The 22,777-nt window shown below is 53.0% G+C and carries 12 protein-coding genes, 1 tRNA gene and 1 pseudogene; 6 read left to right on the forward strand and 8 right to left on the reverse strand.

What is annotated here, in order from left to right:
* Window positions 1-45 precede the first annotated feature (45 nt).
* Both AQR02_RS34955 and AQR02_RS26310 read right to left on the reverse strand, forming a co-directional pair.
* Window positions 46-672, reverse strand: coding sequence for a glycoside hydrolase family 88 protein (locus AQR02_RS34955; RefSeq protein WP_245237754.1), 627 nt, complete (start codon window positions 670-672; stop codon window positions 46-48).
* A 2-nt stretch (window positions 673-674) separates the two neighbouring features.
* Window positions 675-3,842, reverse strand: coding sequence for an alpha-mannosidase (locus tag AQR02_RS26310; RefSeq protein ID WP_054943316.1), 3,168 nt, complete (start codon window positions 3,840-3,842; stop codon window positions 675-677).
* Between the two features lie 158 nt (window positions 3,843-4,000).
* Between AQR02_RS26310 and AQR02_RS26315 the strand changes: the two genes are divergently transcribed.
* Entirely contained in the window at window positions 4,001-4,912 is a 912-nt protein-coding gene (locus tag AQR02_RS26315) for a helix-turn-helix transcriptional regulator (protein ID WP_054943317.1), read from the forward strand.
* A 332-nt stretch (window positions 4,913-5,244) separates the two neighbouring features.
* On the opposite strand, the gene AQR02_RS26320 is transcribed toward AQR02_RS26315, so the two are convergent.
* A tRNA-Leu gene (locus AQR02_RS26320) sits at window positions 5,245-5,328 on the reverse strand.
* A gap of 137 nt (window positions 5,329-5,465) precedes the next feature.
* On the opposite strand from AQR02_RS26320, the gene AQR02_RS26325 reads away from it, so the two are divergent.
* From AQR02_RS26325 to AQR02_RS26335, 3 genes are all read left to right on the forward strand, one after another.
* Complete coding sequence (locus tag AQR02_RS26325) at window positions 5,466-6,488, forward strand: DUF4037 domain-containing protein (RefSeq protein ID WP_054943318.1); 1,023 nt, start codon at window positions 5,466-5,468, stop codon at window positions 6,486-6,488.
* A gap of 116 nt (window positions 6,489-6,604) precedes the next feature.
* Entirely contained in the window at window positions 6,605-8,404 is a 1,800-nt protein-coding gene (locus AQR02_RS26330; protein WP_054943319.1) for a helix-turn-helix domain-containing protein, read from the forward strand.
* Window positions 8,405-8,718: 314 nt separating this feature from the next.
* On the forward strand, window positions 8,719-9,822 hold the full coding sequence (locus tag AQR02_RS26335; RefSeq protein ID WP_054943320.1) for an IS4 family transposase: 1,104 nt from the start codon (window positions 8,719-8,721) through the stop codon (window positions 9,820-9,822).
* Window positions 9,823-10,075: 253 nt separating this feature from the next.
* On the opposite strand, the gene AQR02_RS26340 is transcribed toward AQR02_RS26335, so the two are convergent.
* Window positions 10,076-12,433, reverse strand: a complete 2,358-nt coding sequence (locus AQR02_RS26340) for a bifunctional diguanylate cyclase/phosphodiesterase (RefSeq protein WP_054943321.1) — start codon at window positions 12,431-12,433, stop codon at window positions 10,076-10,078.
* A 280-nt stretch (window positions 12,434-12,713) separates the two neighbouring features.
* Window positions 12,714-16,453, reverse strand: a pseudogene (locus tag AQR02_RS26345) (alpha-L-arabinofuranosidase C-terminal domain-containing protein).
* 206 nt (window positions 16,454-16,659) lie between these two features.
* Here AQR02_RS26345 and AQR02_RS26350 point away from each other — a divergent pair.
* Window positions 16,660-17,073: a hypothetical protein gene (locus AQR02_RS26350; RefSeq protein WP_054943322.1), complete on the forward strand. Its 414-nt coding sequence runs from the start codon at window positions 16,660-16,662 to the stop codon at window positions 17,071-17,073.
* A gap of 81 nt (window positions 17,074-17,154) precedes the next feature.
* Here the strand turns inward: AQR02_RS26350 and AQR02_RS26355 are convergent, their stop codons facing one another.
* The 3 genes from AQR02_RS26355 to AQR02_RS26365 form a co-directional block, all read right to left on the reverse strand.
* Window positions 17,155-17,754 (reverse strand): lysozyme inhibitor LprI family protein, encoded by a 600-nt coding sequence (locus tag AQR02_RS26355; RefSeq protein WP_054943323.1) that lies wholly within the window; start codon window positions 17,752-17,754, stop codon window positions 17,155-17,157.
* A gap of 180 nt (window positions 17,755-17,934) precedes the next feature.
* Window positions 17,935-20,721, reverse strand: a complete 2,787-nt coding sequence (locus AQR02_RS26360; RefSeq protein WP_054943324.1) for a glycoside hydrolase family 3 C-terminal domain-containing protein — start codon at window positions 20,719-20,721, stop codon at window positions 17,935-17,937.
* A gap of 227 nt (window positions 20,722-20,948) precedes the next feature.
* Complete coding sequence (locus AQR02_RS26365) at window positions 20,949-21,137, reverse strand: hypothetical protein (protein ID WP_054943325.1); 189 nt, start codon at window positions 21,135-21,137, stop codon at window positions 20,949-20,951.
* A 285-nt stretch (window positions 21,138-21,422) separates the two neighbouring features.
* Here AQR02_RS26365 and AQR02_RS26370 point away from each other — a divergent pair, with 285 nt between their 5' ends.
* Window positions 21,423-22,757, forward strand: coding sequence for an ABC transporter substrate-binding protein (locus tag AQR02_RS26370; RefSeq protein ID WP_245237755.1), 1,335 nt, complete (start codon window positions 21,423-21,425; stop codon window positions 22,755-22,757).
* The last annotated feature ends 20 nt before the right edge of the window (window positions 22,758-22,777 follow it).

A 22,777-nucleotide genomic window follows, 5' to 3' on the forward strand; every position in this document is an offset into this window, starting at 1 on the left:
GCCGTCGGAAGGAACAAGGCCTGTCTTTTTGTTCATACAGGTAGTTTAATTATGCAGCAGCAGCTGATGCAGGGACGTCTGCCGCCACTGCGCATTATCGTATTTCACACCCATTTTTGCCGTGAACAGAATAGCCATAAACAGTGTATCAATCCAGATTTCATTCTCATGGAGTGTAATTTTGCTCTTATCCGCACCTGTTGTCACATGCTGATAGCCTTGCTCCAGTGTGCGGGGCAGGCCATTCATCAGCCAGTTTACCCATTCGAGACTCAGTTCCTCAGCCTCTGCCAGTTCCATCAGCGACAGCAGCGGGGCGGTCGTATTGATGTTCCGGCTGGGCAGTCCTTTCTCCAGCTGGCGGGCCATCCAGGGCTTGGCATAAGCCGTATACCGGCCGTCCCCGAAGTGCCGGTCCAGCTTTTGCAGACCATAGAGTCCCACGCCCTGCGGCCAGTCCCACTCCTCCATGCCGAAATCCCGGGCAAAATAACCCCGCCGTCCCGCATCCTCCCCCAGGTTCTGCAATTCAGCTTCGTTGTCCGGCCGGTCAAGCTTTAGCAGCTTTTCCGTTACACGATTCAGCTTTCCGGTTATCTCGTCCTTATTCACCCGGCTGTTCACCATCTGTTGCCCCTCTCCTGCCCCCGTCATGCCATACTCTCCTCTCATGTTCACACCTGCTGCAGCTTAATTCTAAACGTCCTGATCTCATAAGGCCGGATCTGGAAGGACAAGCCGTCCTCCCGCCATTCCCCCTGCGGCTCCTCCATTAAATTGCACTCCTGCCAGGATGCGATGGAATAGGCGCTCTCTATACGCACCTGAGTCCGCGAACCGGCATATTCATGCAGGCGCAGCACAATATCAGCACCATCTTCAGAGCGCTTGACGGCATCGACCAGCACATGTCCGCCTCCAATGGAGAATAGCGATTCACCTTCCAGCTGTCCCGGTACAGCATGCAGGGGATTATTCAGCTCCCAGGCCTCCTGGACCACTCCGCCTTCTACAAAATCACCGGTATGCGGATATAGCGCATACGTGAAGGCGTGACGCCCCTGATCCTGCTCCGGGTCGGGATGAACAGCCGATTTCAGCAGGGTCAGCCGCAGTACACTGTCTTTGATGTCATAACCGTATTTGCAGTCATTAAGCAGAGCTACGCCATATCCTTTCTCACTGACATCGGCCCACTGGTGGCCTACCGTTTCGAAACGGGCGTAATCCCAGCTCGTATTCCAGTGGGTCGGCCGTTTAACATTGCCGAACTGGATATCATAAGTCGCCTCCAGCGCGTGGATATCGACCGGGAAGGCCACCTTCAGCAGCTGGTTATGCCCCTGCCAGTCGATGACGGTCTTGAAATCCATTCTGGACGTATCACGGTAGAAGATGATGTCTTGGGTAATCACCGAACGGTGATACGTCCAGGCCATGCGCAGCACCGCCCGCAGCGGACCGTTCTCAGTCACCCTGCACTCCGTAAGCTGAGAGATTTCCGACATCTTCTCCTGATAGAAGATGTCGATGTCCCAGGCCTCATAATCCAGCGGCTTGTCTTCGAACACTTGAAGCACATTGCCGCGCTGTCCCGGCGCCAGAAGCTCACGGTCATTGCGACGGTCACGTATCGAAGTGAAATGGCCCCGATCATTCCAGGCCGCCTCAATCCTCGGAGTGGTCAGCCGGCGGCCGGCAATATCCGCAAGCTGTCCAACTTCCGAAGCCCGGGCATCCGCCGGCTCTGATACAAGCACCGCTGTGCCAAGCGCAGGCACAGAAGGAACATATACCAGTCTTCCGCCGTCTGCCGTCGGCTGCTGCTCCAGCAGCTTCCCGGCACGGTCCCGGATAACGGCCGGGCCGTCCGCTTCGCCCGCCAGTTCAAGATAACGCGGGCGGTCCCAGGTCGAGCTGTTCAGCAGCGTGAAGTATTTCGCCCCCTCAGAACCGCCGCTACAGCTGCTGCCCTGAGGGCTGCCGTAACCGCTTCCATCCCTACCTTCACCGCCGCCGTTAATTAAAGCCAGCGACCGCGCCTCCCCTTCCGCATATTCAAGGTCACTATCCTCGTAAACCTCTTTAATCGACGAACCCGGGATAATGTCATGGAACTGGTTGCGCAGCAGGATCTCCCAAATCCCGCGCAGTTCAGCCGCAGGATAAGCCGTTTCAAGATCGCCGCGTCTCACACCGGTCAGCGTGTGCAGCCACTCCGCATCGCGCAGCAGCAGCTCCAGGCGGCGGTTGTATTTTTTATTGCGTGCTTGCGAGGTATAGGTACCCCGGTGACATTCAAAGTATAATTCGCCGTTCCAGGTATGCACCTGGGATTCAGCACCGCGGATACGCTCATGCAGTCCGGTGAAATATTCCCCCGCGCTGCCCGTCTGAAGCTTAGGCATCCCCGGAAGCTTATCGAAACGCCGCCGAAGCTCCAGCATCTCCCGCGTAGGCCCGCCGCCCCCGTCACCCCAGCCGTAAGCAAACAGCAGATGATCGTTGATCTCCTTATCCTGATAGGAATTCCAGATCCCGCGCAGCAGTGCGGCTGTCATCCTGCCGTTATACGTATACGCATCCCCGTTCTTCTCCGAGGTTGTGATGAAATGTGTCAGAACCTCGGAACCATCCATCCCCCGCCACCAGAAGGTATCATGCGGCATCCGGTTGAACTGGTTCCAGCTGATTTTGGTCGTCATGAAGGTATCGATGCCTGACCCCCGCAGAATCTGCGGCAGCGCCCAGCTGTAGCCGAACACATCCGGCAGCCACAAATACTTGCTCTCGATGCCGAACTGTTCACGAAGGTAGCGCTTGCCCGTCAGAATCTGGCGGACCAGCGACTCGCCGGACGGAATATTGCAATCCGCCTCCAGCCACATCGCCCCTTCCGCCTCCCAGCGGCCTTCCTTGATCCGCTCTGCGATCCGTCCGAACAGCTCGGGATAATCACGCTCCAGATAGTCGTACAATTGCGGCTGTGTCTGCAGGAACTGATATTCCGGGAATTCCTCCATCAGCCGGAGCACGGTCGAGAAGGAACGTGCCGTTTTCTCGCGTGTATGCTTCAGCCGCCACAGCCAGGCAACATCAATATGGGTATGGCCTAAGGCCGTAATCGTCACATCAAAGGTCCGCGGCATGGCCTCAACCGCCTGGTTCAGGCTGGCATTTGCCCGGTACAGCGAGCGGATATGATCCTCCGAGCCGGGCTCAGACCAGTCGATTTCATTGAATGCGTCGTTCAGCGCCTTTTTCAGCCACTGCTTCTCCGGCTGGTCGCTGCCGAGATAACGGAAGGTGTCCAGTGCCGCCTGCGACATATAGAACAGATCATCAACCGTCTCATCCAGATAACCCAGCATCGCTTCGCTAATCCGGTGCTCCTGAATAACGGGCGGCCCTCCCCCCTCCAGACCTGACCATAACCGGAAGGCCAATTCCACAGTCTGTCCGCCTAATTCATCACCAAAAATAACCTCCCTATGGTTGTTATCCACACCCTGATAAGGCGCCCCGTTCACAAACAGCAGCGATTCGAACCCGGAGTTATTGAAGCTACCCGACTTCCCGAAATCAAATCTGCCTGCGAGCTTGAAGCCCTCTTTAGCTTCGGGCAGCACTACCACGGCACGTAGCCAGACATAGCGGTCACGCCCGCGCCAGTGTTCATGCAGCCTGATTGTGCTATCAAACACAACAGCCCCCGGATAAACACCATTAACTCCGTCCTCATCCTCCGCAAGCTCCAGCTCCGTAAGCTCTAGAACCTTGAGGTATCTGTACTTTCCGAGTTCGGCCTGGCGCCGGATCAGCTTTTCTTCGGTCAAAAACATCCTCTTCACCCCTTGTATCCGCTTTCACATCGCCACTATAGCAAATCCCCCCGCCCAAAAACTATCCATTAATTGCTGTAATAAACCGCATACATTGCAATTTTTGCTTTTCTGGACCTATAATACATGTAAATTATAAAATAAGGCGGCGAGGGCATATGCTTGAAAGTGACCTGTTATATGAGCAAGGGTATAGCGTACGCATTAACACTCCGGCTGACCCGCTTTTTTATTATTTTGACTATGACCAGCGGTCCCACAATATAAATATGGAGTTTCAGCATGACCACGATTTCTACGAAATTCATATTCTGCTCGATTCCAGGGCCACCCATATTATCGAAGGCAACGTTCATGCCCTGCGGCAATATGATATCGTTCTGCTTCGTCCGTACCGGCTGCACAAGACCCAGTATCCCGTCGGTCCGCCGCATAAACGGCTGATCATCAACTTTGCCGTGCCTACAAATACACCTGGTTTCGAAACCGCTTACAAAAATATGCTGCTCCCTTTCGGAGAAGAAGTCCCGATCTACCGGTTAACGGGCGAGCCGCGCAGAGCCGTATTCGCTCCCCTTAACACCATCTTCACCGTGTCCCACAGCGATTCACCGCTGAGTCCGGTACTGATTCACAGCCTGTTCCAGCAGTTTCTGTGCGCTTTAACCCAGCAGCGGGAGATGAACAGCTATGTACTGGAGGAAATCGGGAACGCGATGATGCAAAAAATATATTCCATCACCGCATGCATCCATAGCCGCTATAGCAGCGAGCTGTCTCTCGATTCGATCTCCAGGGAGTTCTATATCAGCCCCTACTATTTGTCGCACCAATTCAAGGCGGTCACTGGCTTTACCTTGACTGAATATATCCAGATGACCCGGGTCCGCAAGGCCCAGCAGCTGCTGATTCACACCCGGCACAAGATCTCCGCCATCGCTGAGCAGTGCGGCTTCAACAGCTTCTCGCAGTTCAACCGCATCTTCAATAAGCAGAGCGGCATGTCTCCGTCTGCCTTCCGCAAGCACCAGGCTTCCCCCGGCGCAGCGCCGGCCATTCTGTCTTACTGATCGAAGCTATATAGACTTTTTCTATTTTGGGATTAGCCGTGACTCCAGAGAAGGTTTGGACTTCCGGCCGCTGTTATCCTCAGATTTCCTGATTTTAACCGCTTTTCGCGGTAGAAATCCGAGGATAGCTTATGCTTCCGATGCTAGCTTTCCTTCAGAGAGCTTTCAGGCGGACGCATTCGCTCCTACAGTTCTAAACTTCTCATCCGCCACTTTTCCCTCAATGTTTATTTTCAAGTTCAATCTATATAGCTAATTCAGGATACGAAATAAAGACATGAAAAAAAGCTTCCGAACGCCCAAGGGGCCATTCGGAAGCTTTTTTCTTAGTATGCGGTCGAGAGGACTCGAACCTCCACGGTATTGCTACCACACGGACCTGAACCGTGCGCGTCTGCCAATTCCGCCACGACCGCAAAGTAATGTTTATTGCAGTGCAGGAGTTAATATATCATGAATTTCGGAACTCCGCAAGCTATTTTTTATTTTTCAGATAAACTCCCCAATGAATTCCCCGCTGCGCTGCTATATATTAGGGATGAGGTGATTGTATATGAGCAGGCCACATGTAACGGTAACCAGCCCCAATCTGCTGGATTCCATGCAGAAAGAACTCCATAACCGGCTGCAGGATTTCACTGCCTTGGATGGAGTCTGCGGCATTACCCTGAACGGCGGATGTTCACGCGGGTATGCCGATGAATTATCCGAGATCGATCTGGTCTTGTATCTGGAGGACGGCCAGCACGGGCAGTGGAGTAACGGGCGCTCCCCGCTTCCGCTGGGGATCACCAAGCTGGGCGAATATCTCTACGATATCAAGATTTCGAATTTGAACGAAGAGCAAAAGAAGCCTTGGGACAGTGTAGCCTTGTGGGATTTATCCTACGCCAGGATTCTGTATGACCCTTCCGGACAAATTGCCCGGTTCATGAGCGAGAAGCTGGCACAGCGGCCGGAACGTATGCAGGTCGAAGGCCTCATGTTCAACTGCTGGTGGCACTTCCGGCTGGCCGGGGATATTTGGCTCCACCGTGGAGATATCTTGCAGGGCCATGCCATGATGAATACAGCCGCAACTCAGTTAATTGAGGCTGTATTCATCGCGAACCGCGAATATGTACCGCATGCGAAATGGCTGATTCATCTGAGCCGTACCCTGCCCTGGACTCCAGCGGGGTGGGAAGCAGGACTGATGCAGATCATGAGCACCGGCGATTGCTCCCGGGAGAGCCTGATTACAAGGCAAGCTGCCATTCAGCGTATTTGGAGCGAAGTGGATGCCTATATCATCAGCCAGGAATGCCCGGGCTACCCGTTAAACATCATGCACAAAACGTTCTACGATCTGCTGGAGCTCCTGCTGGCTCATGACAACCTCACCCTGGAAACATGGACCGGCAGGATGACCTTATCCATGCTGTCGGCAGAACCGTTTATCCGCTTCACCACCGTCACTGAAGACCTGATTATCGTGGATAAACACAAGTTCATGTCCATCCGTCCCGCCGACCTGTATGCCTGGCACTCAGCCATTGTTGAGCAGTTACATGCTGAACTGCATCAGCAGCACTAATTCAACTGATAGTTGGATTTCCTGCTCTGATCCCCCTCCTTCCATCGCTGTTCATTTTGCCGGATGGAATTATAATGAAATTACGACGTCGAATTCAAATTCGGGAGAAGAATAATATGATCAGCAGTGAAAAAGTAGGCAAGCGGATCGCCATGCTCCGCCGGGAAAAGCAATTATCGCAGGAGCAGTTAGCGGAACACCTGCATGTCAGTGCCCAGGCGGTGTCCAAGTGGGAAACCGGCAAATCGCTGCCTGAAACGGCTACCCTGCCGCTGCTCTCCGGCATTCTGGGCCATTCGATCGACAGCATTCTGCTGCCGCAGGAGCTCACGGTTCTGTCAGCCGTGTACACCGACGGATACGAACAGCAGGATGTCACTCATTTTGTTAACCAGTTCATTACCGGCAGTAAACTTACTCTGGCCATCAGCGATCAGATCTTCCCGCAGTCCATTCATAGCGACCGCTGCAAGCTGCTTATCGTCAAATACGAGACGCCCGCCGGTATCTACTCCACCTACGTGCTGAAGGATCAGCACCTGGCGATCGACGTACATTCGAAAGGCTATACTCTTGGCAAAAGCGAGCTGGAGATTGTTCATGCCGCTTACGGCAATGAACATGCCAGCCGGGATGTGCTGGGGAAGATGAAGCACTATGCTTATTTTCAGTGGCCGCATTTTACGGTAGATCAGGAGCTTTTCCCAAGCGGAATGGGGCATGAGGGCAACGAGTATCTGCTGCTAGTCTACCTGAATGCAGACGGAATTCATGCGCTCAGCTGCATGGAAGGGGAACAGGTTCACTACAGCCCTGACCGGATGAGGCTATTTGCGGGCGGGTCTTCCCGTCAGCATTACACCGCAGAGAACGTAGGGCGCCTTGGTTTTGGCAAGGGAATGGATTGCTCGTGGGCAGGGGCGCTTTATACCTCGCTGTCCGCTATGGGTGTAGATACCCGCTATGAGGAGGTTATGGGAGTTTCCGGAGCCTGCTGGCGGGTGGCTTTTACCCCGGTATGGGACTACAGCTCAGCAGACGCCCTCGTTGCCTATGACTATGCCGCACCAGCCTTCAGCGCTTATGGGCTTACGGCCAGCTGGGCGAACCGGCTTACACCTGAGGAACGCAGACGGGAGAAGCTGCAAATCATGGAGAGCCTCCATAAGCATCATCTGCCGGTTGCCCTGAATCTAAGAGTCGCCCCCGAGTGGGGAGTCATTACGGGATATCTTGATGACGGCAGCACCCTCCTGTGCCGCAGCTATTTTGATGACGAGACCTTTAGTGAGCTGCAGGAAGATCCTGAATTCCGGGAGGCTATGGAGGCTAGCAAAGGGTATTTGTACGTAGACCATTGGCCGTATAAGCTGCTCTATATTGAAAGGCATGGCCCGATCCGGCCGGCACTGGACAGTCTGTATGCTTCCCTCCAGGTTAAGCTAGACTCTATGCAGGCCGGAGAGAATCATGGCTATCAGCTGGGATACAGCGCTTTGGCCGCCTGGCAGGAGGGCCTTCTTGATCACGTCTGGTACCAGGCAGCCGATACCGGGACGTTTACACGCCGCTACAGCGTGAATCACTTCTGCCTGATGGCGCTGAATGATGCCCGAAGAAGCGCTGCCTCCTACTTGCAAGCCTCGCTGCCGCTTTTGCAGGACCCGGCCGCTTACTCGCTCTTGGGGGAAATGGCTGCCGTATATGAACAAATGTACACACTGCTTGATCTTTTCTTCAGCCATATGAAGGAACCGGCTACCCTGCAGCAGGCCCAGGCTTCCCCGAAGCAGCTGTGGGACCAGAGCCAGCGGGAGCAGCAGGCCGACCTTCTGCACACTATGGCCGCGCTCGAACGCCGGGGAGATGAGCTGGCCGGGCAGCTGCTGGGGTATAAAGAAATCAGTATAAGTTGAACTTGAAGCTGTACCTTTCATATCAGATGACGGACGATTAAATGTTGCATTTACTGCAATAGAACGGCTCCCTATTCCAGGGTAAATCACCTTGTACTGTTTTTCGTACAGTAGATTCCTGGACTTCTTGGTCATCATCATCGGTTTCACCAAACTATTGTACAGAGTGCTGCAGATTCAGTATTACGTCTGATTTAAGGGGAATTTACTGCAGGAAGTGCAGGCCTGTTGATTAGCTAAAAAAAGGTAGAAAAAAGGCCGCCCATTCGTTAAAGTGTTTGTACCCCTACAAACATCCGAAACGAGGCGACCTCATGAGAAAGTCTACTTCAATCTCGAACATTCTGCAATCGGTGATTCCCAAAGAGAAACTCTCATCGTTTCTTCAAGAACTTGAATATGTCGATGTAGCACGAAAATTCACCGTCTATGACCTTTTTTTGTTCTTGGCGGAAGCTTCGTTCCAACAGTGGGATGGGTATCGGGATGGTGAAGCACGTATGGGTTTAGGTGGTCTTCGAACCGTGGACCATTCCACGCTCTCCAAAAAAGCGAAGGATGTTCCTTTCGAACTGTTTAAGCAGTTGCTGAACCTCATGATACGTTTGTGTAATCGCCCTACCCGAGGGCATTTAGGGATTCCCAAAGCGTTACTTCTTGTGGACTCTACCAAAATTACCGTCGGTAAAGAGCGGCTTCCTTGGGCTCCGCTGAAGGGCGAACGGGCTGGAATCAAATTACACGTTTCCTTGGTCGCCGACGAAGGCCGGCTCCACAAAGTGACCGAAACAACAGGGAATTCCCATGATTTTAAAAGCAGTCCCGATGTGATCGACAAGCGGTTTGTTGTTGTAGCGGATCGAGCGTACGGCAGTCACAAACGATTCGATGACTATCTGGAGCAGCACCAATTCTTTGTTATTCGGCTTCGGGATAACACTCTCTTTCAGTCCCCTGTCTCCCGAAACCGAAGCGAGCCCTTCACGGGAACACTGGAACAAGATTTCACTTGCCAATTGGGAAAAGGGCAACGGCTTTCAAAGCACCGCTTTCGCGTTGTGATCCTAAAAGATCCGAAAGACAACCCGGTGATTCTCGCTACAAATCTGCACTGGCACTCCGCCGAGCGGATTGCGGAAATCTACAAGAAGCGGTGGCAGATTGAGGTATTTTTCCGCTGGATTAAGCAGCATTTAAACATCCCGACCTTATTTGGAACAACGCCAAACGCCGTGTATGGACAGCTGTACACCGCTCTACTTGTGTATGTGTTACTGAAATTTCTGTTTGACGAAGGAAACGCAGTGGTACATTGGAGCGCAAAACTGACGTTTGCCGATTTTGACCGTTTATTTACGTTGCAATGTTTGCCTGTAGAATGGAATAGCTTTTTGGCAAATGATCTTAATTTTCCATAATTTAGCTAATCAACAGGCCTGCAGGAAGTGCAACAGAATGCATCTCTATAGGTTCCAGGAGTAGATTCCCGGACAAAAGGGATGTTCCAAGCAGCCATCTTCCGGCTTATGGGACATCCCTTTCCATGTGCGGTATTTAGTTCATATCAAAACCCATCAAAGCTTAACCCGCTGCTTCCTTCAGCTTACCGTGAGGCTTCTTCACCGGACGCAGATTTGACTCTATTGCAGTCCGCTAGCACCCTGTTATGTATCACTCCCTTGTGGAGGCAGCTGATGCATAGCTCGTAATAAATTCTACCAGAGACGGGGCCGGCAGCGGTCTGCTGATGAAGTAGCCTTGAAGCTCATCGCTGCCAAGATTGCACAGCAGGTCAAACTGTTCCTTCAGTTCCACGCCTTCGGAAACAACACGCAGGCCGAGGTTGTGGCTAAGTTCGATGATCGCGCGGACCAGTGTATCGTCGGAAGCCCCTGACTGAATACCGGCTACGAAGGAGCGGTCAATCTTGATAATATCTACCGGGAAGGTCCGCAGGTAGCTCAGCGACGAGAAGCCGGTGCCAAAATCATCGAGCGAAATGCAAAAGCCCATGCTGCGAAGATCTGCGAGAGAGGTGATGATGGATTCGTCCGACATCAGCATCGTCTCGGTAATTTCCAGCTCCAGGCTATCTGCTGTAAGCCCGTTGTCTGCCAGCGCCTCCTTCAATTGCTCCGGCAGACCGGGCTGCATGAGCTGCAGGCCCGAGATATTGACGGCTGCCTTCAGCCGAATGCCTTGATCTTGGAAGCTCCGCAGGTCTGCACAGACCTTGCGGAGCACCCAGTTACCGATACCGAGGATCGATCCGCCGGCTTCCGCCAGCGGAATGAACTCAGCGGGTGACACCGGCCCGAACGTCGGGCTTTTCCAGCGCAGCAACGCCTCAACCTTGACGATATCAAGCTTCGATGCGGAGAGAATCGGCTGATAATGCATCTCCAGCTCACCGTTGTCGACGGCGGAGCGCAGCTGTCTCCCGATCACTTTTTTGCGGCTGAAAGCCTCCTCCAGCCTTTCAGAATAGCGGTATATATTGTTCCGTCCGTTCTCCTTAACCTGAAACATCGCCAAATCGGCGGCCTTGACGAGAAGTTCGGCGTCCTCACCATTCTGCGGATAGATGCTGACCCCGATGCTCGCCGTACTATGAAATAACTGGCCGTTCAGCGTATGCGGTTCAGCCAGCACTTGCTGGATTTTGGCGATCTGGGCCTGAATATCCTCCGTACCGGAAAAACTTGAGAGAAGAATAGTGAACTCATCCCCGCCAAGCCGGGACACCAGATCATCCGGTCCGACAGCGCTGGCGAGCCGGTCCGCAATCTGTTTCAGGACCGCATCCCCGAAGTCATGTCCCCAGGTATCATTGACCGCTTTGAAATGATCGAGGTCGATGAACAGCAGAACAATCTGCCGGCCCTGGAGATTGGCCTTCCGAATGACCCGGTTCAGCGTCTCAAAAAAGAATGTGCGGTTCGGCAGCTGGGTCAACGGGTCGACCATGGCCTGCCGGTGCAGCTCTTCCTGTGCACGTTCCAACGAGGAAATCATTCGATTGAACTCCATCTCCACTTCACTGAGTTCATCCCGTCCCCTGATGTTGAGGCGGATCGACAGATCCCGGCTCTTGCCGATAATCCGGATACCGCGGACCAGCGCCGCCATCCGGGACAGAATTGTGCGTTTTACGAACAGCAGGCTGAGCAGGCTGATTCCGAGAGTAGAGATAACGAAGAACAGCGTGAAATTTGCCATCGCTTTTTTTCCGACTTCATAAATATGGCGCGGCTGCTCTATGGAAATCACGATTCCCGGATTGCCGAACAGATCATTGATGACGGCATGACCCTCCAGCCGGTTTCCGGGCAAATAACTCACCCATATGTTCTGCCCCCGGCTCTCCTTCAGCAGGTTACCCGAGGCCTTCTCTACGGTTATACCGGACGGACTAAGGGCCCCGACCCGGCTGATCTCTCTATCGTCCAGCTTCCGGCCGGCCACCGCCATCCCGGCGACGGGACCTGTCATATCATTGTGGAGAACGGGCTGTAAGGTAATCAGCATGGGACCGTCATTCAAGATGACCAATCCGGCAAAACGGTCCTCTGGTTTCGTAAGATGATCCAGCTGTTCCCGGAGATCTCCAAAAAGACTGACGATTTCCGGCGTAACCGGTGCTACCGTCTCCCCGCTGTAATCATACAAGCCGCTATAGACGGGACTGCCGCTCCGGTTGATCAGTGCAATAAGATCAAACCGGTTGCTCTGAAAAGTTCCCTCATCATAATTGCTGAGAATATAGGGATTCCGCAGGTCCGCGGACGTTCGGGAGGAGACATAATCATAGGTCTCGTCCCATGCCGAATAATTGAGCATCGTCTCGTTCATACCCCGAAGCTCGGATTCGTAGGTCTGGATGATATCGGACATGCGCCCTTCCAGCGCTTCCTGGTCTAACTCCGTGAACCGGTCCAGAAAAATCTTCTGCGAAATCACATATGTGGAGGCGAGGGCGAGCAGAGAAATAGTTATAATAAACAGTACAATCTTGGTTCGCAGCTTCATGGTAAATCTCCTAGGAAGTCGATTTCAAAATAGTAAATCTGACGAGCAGCGCAATATCTCTCTTTACTAATATCGACGATTCCGCCCGGAATGTATAGACATGTAACGGAAATAAACACACATGCCGGGCCAACCTCCTGAACTCCATGTGCATTGTCATAGAAGCCGGCGGCAAATTTTGGGCCGGATTAAGAGAAATGGCGGCCCCGAAAGGGGCCGCCTGATTCCATTTCCGGAAAATTACCGGAGGATATACTAAAGCTTATGGATAATTTATGCCTTACGCCTTCAACTCCAGCATCAGCACATTGACTGAGTTCGCCGGCAGGTTAAGAATGACTGTATCCTTCACGAGTGATATTCCGCGCTCCTGCGGGACAATTCTTTCATTGTTCTTCTGATTGACGTTAGGTACATGAACCAGCGGGGCTTCGCCGGTTAACGTAATCAGCTTCGCATCCGCTTCTACGTTCAGCTCCTGAAGCTTCAGCTCCGTCGCCTTCGCTACAGCATCCGGGTTAACCAGCTTCACGTACACATGCTCTGCATCCTTCGTGACCGAGTGGAACACTTCGCTGTTGTAAGCCTCCAGCTTGTAATCGAGAACCTTGCTTGCCGCCAGGCCGTCTGTATACGAGCAGATCAGATTGCTGCCTTTCGCACCGCCATAGTTCACAGTAATCGTGTAATCTGTATTGTCTGCAAGCGCTTCATAGCTGGCCGCTCTCAGGTTGCCCGCCGCCGTACTTGAGGAGTAATCCCCGAGTGTATAAGCCTCTACACCATCCTTGAATACTTTGACGCCGGTAGCATTGCCGCCGTAGCCGATGGCGTATTCGAGGACATTTTTATGTTCTGCTGAAATATCCGTTAACCCCACCCCTACGTAGAAACCGTCTTCGCCCGCGGCCTTCGAGGCAACAACTTCCACTGTATAGTCACTCCAGCTGTCGTTCAGAAGGTACAGGCCGTTCCGGCCGCCGCTTTGCGCCTTCAGCACAAGACCTTCGCCGGCTTGCAGCGAGCTGCCTGCAGAACCCGGGATGACCTGCCAAGCCGGATTCAGTTCCCGGGTGAAGTCCTGCTTAAGCAGTACACTGCCGTCCTTGTTAGAGGTTACAGTCACACGTTTCACCAGCACCTCAGCATTGCCTGCGGCAATTTCAATCCCGCCGTGCGGGATCAGCGCTGTAGGCTTGCCGTTTTTGTACGTGGAGAAAGAGGTTGCCAGTACTTTATTGCCCAAATATTTGGCGTAGAGCTGCTGCACATAATAGTTCGGCGTGAACAGACGGTCTCATCATCAAACCAGATGCAGTCCGGTGTCCAGCGGTACGTGCCGTCCGTCAGCACTTTGTTGAACAGCGGCGCATAAGCGGCCAGCAGCACAACGTCAGCGTTATTTTCGAAGCCCGTCATGACCGCAGCCTCGGCGACTGCGCCGGCCAGCGTATTTTTATCTGTGGAAGCATATTCTCCGACAAATACCTTGGAGGTTTCCTTCCAGTCTATACTGCCATCCGCTTGATAAGCTCTGTAGTAGTAGTTATACCGGTCTGCATTCTTGAGCAGGTACTCATTGGAACGGTAATAGTGCTCGTCTGCAATGGTATCCATGTAGTTCGGCTGATCCTTGTACCAGGTCACCGTTTCTTGAATGACCTTCTGCCCGTCGGCAAAAGCGACCTCCGCCGAACCGCTCAGATTACCGCTGAGGAATTTCCAGCCCTGCTGATAGGCATCGTCATCCGCCTGTGCACCGACTGTAGAGATAATGTGCAGCGTGTACCCCGGATAATTCCGTTCCATATAAGCATCAATAGAGGTCTTGAATACTTCGAAGTTGGCGAAGAATTCCGTCCCCCAGTTCTCATTGCCGACGCCCAGGTAACGCAGGTCAAACGGAGCTTCATGGCCCATCCTCCGGCGCATTGCCGCCCACTCATTGTGCTCAAAGTCCACACTGATGGCGAAATCGATCAGATCGGTAAAGTTCTTGATATAGTAATTGCGGAGCTCCCCGCCTGCCGGGTGGGCATAGTCCGAACGGGCCTGGCACAGCACACCGCAGGCCATTACCGGAAGCGGAGTAGCATTCAGGTCTTCAGCCAGCTGGAAATATTCCATATAGCCAAGACCCATGGTCATCATGTAGCCCCAGACGTTAAAATTCTCTTTGCGCAGCTCAATGTCGCCGATGGAATCCTTCCAGTCGTAGACATTCTCCCAGATGAAGGAACCCTCGGAAATACAGCCGCCCGGGAAGCGCAGGAACTTCGGATGCATATCGACAAGCGCGTTCACCAGATCTTTTCTCAGCCTGTAGTTCGGGTTGCCCTGATAGTTGGAATGGGCGGACTGCGAACGGGATTCTTCCCCTGCACCCCAGACATCACGCGGCATGAGCGAGACCATATCGATGGAGATCTCACCGTCAAACGTCAGCGCCAGCTGGCCCAGAACTGTAGAAGAGCCCGTTAATACGATCCCCGGCGCTACCCCGTATTTCTTCCAGGTGTTCCCGCCTTCTACTTCTACGGTAACTGAATCACTGATTGCAGCGCCATCAGTATCTTGAAGCTGGAGAGTGATTGTACCCGCTGACCCCGCCTTTGCCCAGATCGTGAAATCATACTTGCTGCCTGTCTTGACCGACATCGCGCAGTGCTGGTTGGAATCAGCGAACCCGCGGTTACGGATCGTCGCGCCATCAGCCACCGTCACATAATAGGAATTGACGTCCTTGTCAGTAATCCCGAAGAATTCATTTAGTCCGCCGTGATGCTGCGGAGCCATCTTGTCTGTATCCCCGGACCAGGCAAAGAGCGGCTCCCGGTTCCGTCCGGTGGAGCAGCCGCATTCGCCGGAGGCATGGGAGTAGGTATCGAAGGCAAAGGATTCGAACGAACGGTTCTGCACCAGCTCCGCATAGATTCCGCCATCCGCTGCATTATTAATATCCTCATAGAACAGGCCGTACATCACTTCACTGACATCAAGCACTTCCTGATTGCCATGAATGGTCAGCGTGTAAGGCGGCAGATGCTGCGGAAGCACGGAAACGGCAAAGCTTTTCTCAATCGAAACCGCACCTCTGCTTAGTACAGCGGTAATCGTTACTGCCTGCGCCGCGTCTATCTGCTGAATCTGCCCCTGATTGGACAGCACAGCAGGCTGGCTCGATGCCCAGGTTACGTTCACTTTTCCGCCCATCAGCGCTGACGGCAAAGTCAGGTCTTCCGTAACAATCGAGGTCGGGAACGACAGATACTTGTCTCTGGCCAGCTTCACGATCTCTTCATCCGTCAAAGACTCGCACATCACCTCAATGACCTCGTCCATCGACAGCCCCGCCTTATAAATCCGCAGATCAGAGAGCGATCCGGCAAAATCGGCATCAGCCTCATATTGCGAACGGCCAATAAAGTTCCGGCTATAGTTGCCGGCATCCGTAAACGACTCGAACCATCTGCGCAGCTGGGCGTAGTTGCCGCTGGAAGTCTGGCTGATCGAGCCGTCGGCAACCGCTTCCCCGTTCACATACACCACAGGACCCGCGCTGCTTAAGGTGCCGCCTTGAGTTCCGAGTACAGACAGGGCAATGTGCATCCACTCGCCTCCGGCGAAGCCCCTGCCCGGATCAACAACCAGATCGCCTCCGGCCGACAGCGTCCCGCGCAGGTTGCGGGTCAGGAACAGATAAGGTCCTGCTTCCCCCTTGCCAAAGTCAAAAATACGCTCCCAGACATTCGCGCCCTTGCCGAAGTGGACCCACGCCGCTACAGTCACGCCCGTGTTGTCGCTTACATCCTTAAGCAGATCAGCAGGCAGCTGGACGTAGGAAATACCGCTGGCCCCTCCCGCAAACGTTACAGCCATCCGGCCGTTTACCTCAGAGACTGCTGGTGCCGCTTGGCCGGAAGCCACACCGTCCCGCCCCTGGCCGGAGCTGTCTTTACCGGTATGTGCTGCATCCTCAAACTTGTAATGGGCAATGATCTGATCGCGGAAATTCGTCATTATGGTCTCTCCCTGTCATTTATTTAACATAAATATAAATCAATTCATAAATATAAATAGTATACTGATATACTACCCTATCCTGCGCTTATTTCTCAACTGTTAAATTGTGAACAGACCGGATCAATTTTTTAGTCCGGATAGCACAAGCCGTCTGCCATTCCCTGTGTACTATAGTAGTAAACAGGAAGGCGAGGTGATCCTTGATGGGAAATTCAGCAAAAGTCCGTAAGCAGGCCAAACAGCTGAAAGGCCGCAAGGTCTGCATTACGCTGCAAAACGGCCAGACGTACGTAGGATGGATAACCGGCTGTGAAAAGGAGGCTGTGATCCTCTCCGCCGTGCCGCGCACCCGCTCCAAACCGGGAAGAACACCCTCCCGCACAGAGCGGGCGGAAGTGTCCGCGTTTATGCCGCTTCTGGGCCCGCTGTTTGGCGGCTTGGGCGGGGCTGCCGGAGCCGGCGGCGCCGGGGGCGCGGGCCTGGGCGGCATCATGGGCGGCGGGCTGCGCTTCTTCGGGATGATTCAGCGGGCAATGCCTGTCGTGAAGATGGGCTACGGCATGATCAAGCAGATCCGGCCGTTTATGGAAGGGCTTAAGGGACTCATGGGCAAATAACAGCAAAAGGACTGTTCCGTTCGCCATGACACCGGCGGTTTGGAACAGTCCTTTTATTGGACACAGTTATTATTATGCTTATTATTTCATATACAACTTGACCAGCTCGTAGCATCTGTCCTTCGTGACACTTCCCAGCACAGCTGTATATTCCAGCGGCTCCATAGTTCCGCCTTCGAACTCTAATGAAGCTTCCTTTGCTGTTTTGTCCCTGTAGGTAATCCAGTCCAGCTGCTTCTCCTTCAGTGCTGCCATTTCGCCTTGAGACAGCTGCTGCTTAAGCTCATTATAAATTTCATTTAATGCCTTATCCCACCGTTCGTACTCCTGGTTCGCAGCCTCTCTCATCGATGCCGTTACTCCGGAGTCATATAAGGGTTGCAGATCCTTAAGTCCAGCTTCTATCGCATCCAGCTTAGCGATATACTCCTGCTGTGTTCCGGAAACGGCCGGTAGCTGTCCGGCAGCTGGAGAAGCCGCAGGAGCAGTCGTTGGCAGTGCAGTTGCCTCAGGCTGGGCATTATCAGGCGCGGCAGTTGCCGGTGCCGTAGAGGCTGGTGCTGCGGTCTCTTGCACAGCTTGGCTTGGTTCAGTCGAACTGTTCTTGGTATCCGTGTTATTACTGCAGCCGGCAAGTGCTAGACCGCTTACTAATATCGTCAAAAGCATTGCTTTTCTCATATCTGCTCTCAGCTCCCTTAGAGTTATGATTAAATGTCAGAGTACGTCCGCTATATCATTAAGACGAAACTGGGGGCGGATTGTTGCTTTATCTTATTAATTACACCGAAAAGCCCCAACCATCCGGGACGAGGCCAGAGTGTCTTGGGGCTTTTCTTATCATATTATATGCGGCCGAACCTACACCTGCTTGAATTCAATCCATTCAATCTGCATACCCGGCTTAATATGCTCGAACTTCATTTCATACAGGCCTGCTTCCAGCTCAGCCTTAACCAGCTTCAGCTGAATCCAATTGCCATCTGTCCCGTTCGTTTGAACGGTTGTCAGCACCTGGCCGTTAAGGGTCACGTTGCAGGCGCTCTGCGCCAGCTCAGTGTCCGGAGACATCACGCGGGCGAATAGCCGGTACACACCGGCCTGTTCAACCTTCATGAGAGTCTCTCCCCCAGCCGCCAGCCTGATCTGCCCTTGCCCGGACACGGATTGTGCCTGTTCCTCTGATAGTGCGGGATTAGCGGTGAAAGCTTCTATATTCTCTTCAATCACCTGATCTCTGGAGAACACCGGTGCCTGCATAATGAACTCGCAGATATTGATGGCATTGCGCTGCAGCTCACCACGGGTAAGCGTACCGTCCGCCAGGGATTCAATCGTATTATCGCCATAGGCATTGGTTTCTGCACCATAGTTGCTGACCACCATGTACAGGTCATTCTGGGCGCGGACCATCCAGTTCGTAAACTTGCGGTCCGGAGCCCCTCCATCAACAACATCGTTCATAACCGCCCACCAGTCGGTCATCACAATGCCTCGGAAGCCCCATTCCCCGCGCAGGATCGTGGTGTTGAGGTCATAGTTGGACGCCGCCCAGTGACCGTTCACCGGGTTGTACGAGGTCATGATCGAGTTCGCACCGCCCTCTTTGACGGCGATTTCGAAGCCTTTCAGATAAATCTCGCGCAGTGCGCGTTCAGACACCACCGCATCAACCTTGCTGCGGTATTTCTCCTGGTTGTTGCAGGCAAAATGCTTCAGTGTAGCGTTGGAGCCGCCTGTATGAATCCCGCGGGTGCAGGCCGCTGCGAATACTCCGGAGATTAGCGGATCTTCTGAGAAATACTCAAAGTTCCGCCCGTTCAGCGGGCTGCGGCGGATATTGAGGCCCGGTCCCAGCAGGGTGTCGATGTTGTTTCTCAGCAGTTCCTGACCTTCCATGACGTACAGCTCTTCAACCAGCTCCGCATTCCAGGTTGCCGCAAGCAGCGTACCGATTGCGACCTGGGTAGCCTTCTGTCCGCTGTCCATACGGATACCGGAAGGGCCATCCGACGTACAGGCCACCGGAATCCCGTAGCTGAACAGCTGATCGCTCACTCCGCCGAAGGCCGATGCCGTACCTGGCGTAACGAGCGGACTGCTCATCCCTTCGCCTCTAACCAGCGCAGCCAGATCCTCATCACTCAGCTGGGCGATGAATGCCTCCATGCTGGCTTTGCCCTCATGCACATCACGCAGCTTATAGCCTTGATCGCCGGTCTGCGGCAGTATCTGCGGCAGATTAGTCTCAATGCGCTTCGCCATATCCACCTTCCGCTTCGGCGCTTCCGCATAAGTCAGTTCATACGTGCCGTCTGCCTTGCGGGCTCCCGGCATCATTCTTGTAAAGCTCTGGGCCGGCGCCATTGCCTCCTGCAGCTGCTCCACCACTTCAAGCGTCTCCAGAATGTAGCCTTCTTTTCCTTCAACCGCAATCGCCTGTACCTTCTTCACGCTGGTTCCCGCATATAGACGGTAGGTTCCGGCTTCCAGCACATACGCGGACGGATGTCCCGTCACACCGGCGTCATCATAAGATGCCATGGAATGGAGGGCGAAGCTGAGGGTAAGCCGCTCCGATTGACCCGGCTGAAGCAGTCCGGTCTTGCCGAAGGCAGCCAGCGCTTTGACCGGTTGGCCCAGCTTGCCCTGCGGCGCTTCATAATAGACCTGTACAACTTCTTTTCCGGCATACTCATTGCCTGTATTGGTTACGGTTACGTCAATCGACGCATAAGTCTTGCCGTCTTTGGCCGACAGCTTCGCTTCTTCCGGCTCCACGCTGAAGGTTGTATACGACAGCCCGTACCCAAATTCATATTGAACCTTCTCCGGGCAGAATGTTTCAAAATAACGGTAACCCACATAGATATCTTCCTGATACAGGTTGGTGAACTCATTGCCGTAATTAACCGTCGACGGATAATCCCCGATAGAATACGCAATCGTGTCGGTCAGCTTGCCGCTTGGCGTTACGTCTCCGGCCAGCACGTCGGCAATCGCATTGCCGCCTTCCATACCGCCCTGCCAGGAATAAATAACGCAAGAAATCGGGTTGGCATAGCTTTCATCGTTCAGCCAGCTCATATCGATAATGTTCGACACGTTGAGCACGACTATGGTTTGCTCGAAATAAGCGGTTACCTGCTTCAGCATCGCTTTTTCTTCATCGTTCAGCTGATAACTGCCCGGCTCGTCGGCATTATCCTGGTCTTCTCCGGCAGTGCGTCCGATGACGATGATTGCCTTGTCGGACCGGCTTTTGGCCTGCTGCACCAGCTCATCAGACAGCGGCATTTCCTTCTGGTGCCAAGGCTCTGCTGCCCAGCCGCCTCCGCCATTGTCAAACGGATTCTGCCCGATCCACTGCTCATAGACCGCCGCCAGCTCCTCATTGACCTTAATATTCTTTTTACTGCGGAGCCCGTCCAGCAGATTGGTCGTATAAGCTACATGCACACTTCCGCCGGATCCGGTACCGCTCCGGTAATAGTTCACTTGGGTTCTGCCAAAAACTGAAGCGGTTTCGTTCTTGCGGAGCGGCAGTATATTCCCTTCATTTTTCAACAGGACTGCGCCTTCTGCAGCGACTACTCTGCTAAACTCAGCAAAGCCTTCTAATGGAATTCCAATTTTATCTGTGCTCAAGTTGCTTCCTCCCGTTTCTCATGTCGCTATCCATTGCAGGTTCTATAGAAAGGCGGTACAGCCCTTCCGAAAATTCTAATTTTCCACGAACCTATGCATACCCCTCACTATAAAGAATCCCCTTACAAGAATCAAAGGTTTGATAGGATTATTACAAATTTTCTTCAAAAATCAGCACAAAGCCCGCTCGGAGAGCGGGCTTGTAAATGTCGTCCAGACGGTACGTATTATTTACGGCGGCTCTTCATCATCCGGTTGTACATAATCAGCGCAGCAATAATCATCCCGATCATCGCCACACTGCCTGCCGATTCCGGCGTCATCCCAAACAATAGGCATATCGTATTCACCAGGGTCCTCGTCACCAGTGCGACCAAAATCAGCATAATCGGCCGCATGATATTATATCCTCTCATTTATGCAACACTCCCAGTCTATTTTTGCACAGCTTACGATGCTCATTCTATCTCTATTAACTGTTATTATAGCATAAGCAGGTATGCGGTTACATTTTTGCTGCACGGCTCTGCCATGACGGGGATGAAATAGAACGTTTTAATGTATTTCCGCGGAGTCCGGCCTGAAAATTGAAAAGTTATGTTCCATATTCTCCGTTATTTTGTTACTTCTGACGATTTTCCTGATCTGCTATTCTTGATTTGCAACGACAATATAAGGTTCACACAGGGAGGTTGTCGCTTTTGAAAAAGAAACGTTGGCTCACCGGATTCACATCGCTGGTTGTGCTCATGGGGCTGCTTGCAGGATGTTCCGGCAACGGCAGCAATTCATCCGCCTCAAATAATGAAAGCGCTGGCAGTAATGGTTCTTCCCAATCAAAAGACACGGTTACGCTTAAGATGTGGGGCGGCGTGCCGCCGGAATCCGGTCCGCAGGAGGTTATCGATAATTGGAACAAGGAGCATCCTGAGATTCAAGTGGAATATGTCCGCTTCGTGAATGATGATGACGGGAACCTCAAGCTAGATACGGCAATGATTACCGGGCAGGATGTAGATTTATTCGTGAACTATACCATCTCCCACGCCGCAAAACGGGTAGAGTCCAACCTGGCACTCGATCTGAGCCAATTCAGTGACTACAATATCGATGAAAAAATGGGTGCAGATGCGGGCAGCTGGAAAATTGACGATAAGTATTACGGTGTCCCTACGACGAAAAGCCCGTACTTCATTGCACTCAATAAGGATGCGTTAGACGCCGCGAATCTGCCGGTCCCGAAGGATTGGACCTGGGATGAGCTGCGCGAATATGCGAAGAAGCTCCAAACCGGTTCAGGCTACGGATTCATTCAGAATATGGAGCCCTATGTCGACCCTATTGATTCTGTGCTGTCCCAGGAAGGATACACCAAGGCGGACGGCAGCTCCAATCTGGATCATCCCCTCGTTAAAAAATGGCTGGAAACGCTGAATGCGATGATGGTCGACGATAAGACCACACCGCCGCTCGGCGAGCAATTAACTTCTAAAATGCCGGTTGAACAGGTCTTTCTTAGCGGTGAGGTGCCTATGCTCAACATCGGGGCATGGCTGCTGAGAAGCTCCAACAACTTCACGGACTTCCCCCGTGATTTCAAAATCGCCTTCGCCCCTGTCCCCCGGCTAGCTGAGAGTGCGGACAAGTATGTGACCCGCGGTGGCCTGGGTGACTATATCTCGATCAATGCCAAATCCAAACATCAGGAAGCCGCCTGGGAATTCCTGAAGTGGTATGCCGACGGAGGCATGGCGCCTATGGCCGCCGGCGGAAGACTGCCGGCATCCAAAGACGCCAACCAGGAAGAAGCGCTGGACAGTCTCCTTGGTGAAAAAAGCGACACCTATGATCTCGATTCCCTTATGTATGTCATGTTCGACAATACTACACCGACTTATGTGCGCAGCCTGCCGCAGGAGGTTATGGATCTGCGCGCCCAGGAGTATGAGAAGTATTTCCTTGGCTCACAATCGCTTGATCAGACCATAAGTGCCATGGTAAGCCGGCATAATGACTATTTGAAACAGAACAAATAAGGAGGATTACCCTCACACCA

Source organism: Paenibacillus ihuae, assembly GCF_001368795.1.
GTDB lineage: Bacteria > Bacillota > Bacilli > Paenibacillales > Paenibacillaceae > Paenibacillus_AQ > Paenibacillus_AQ ihuae.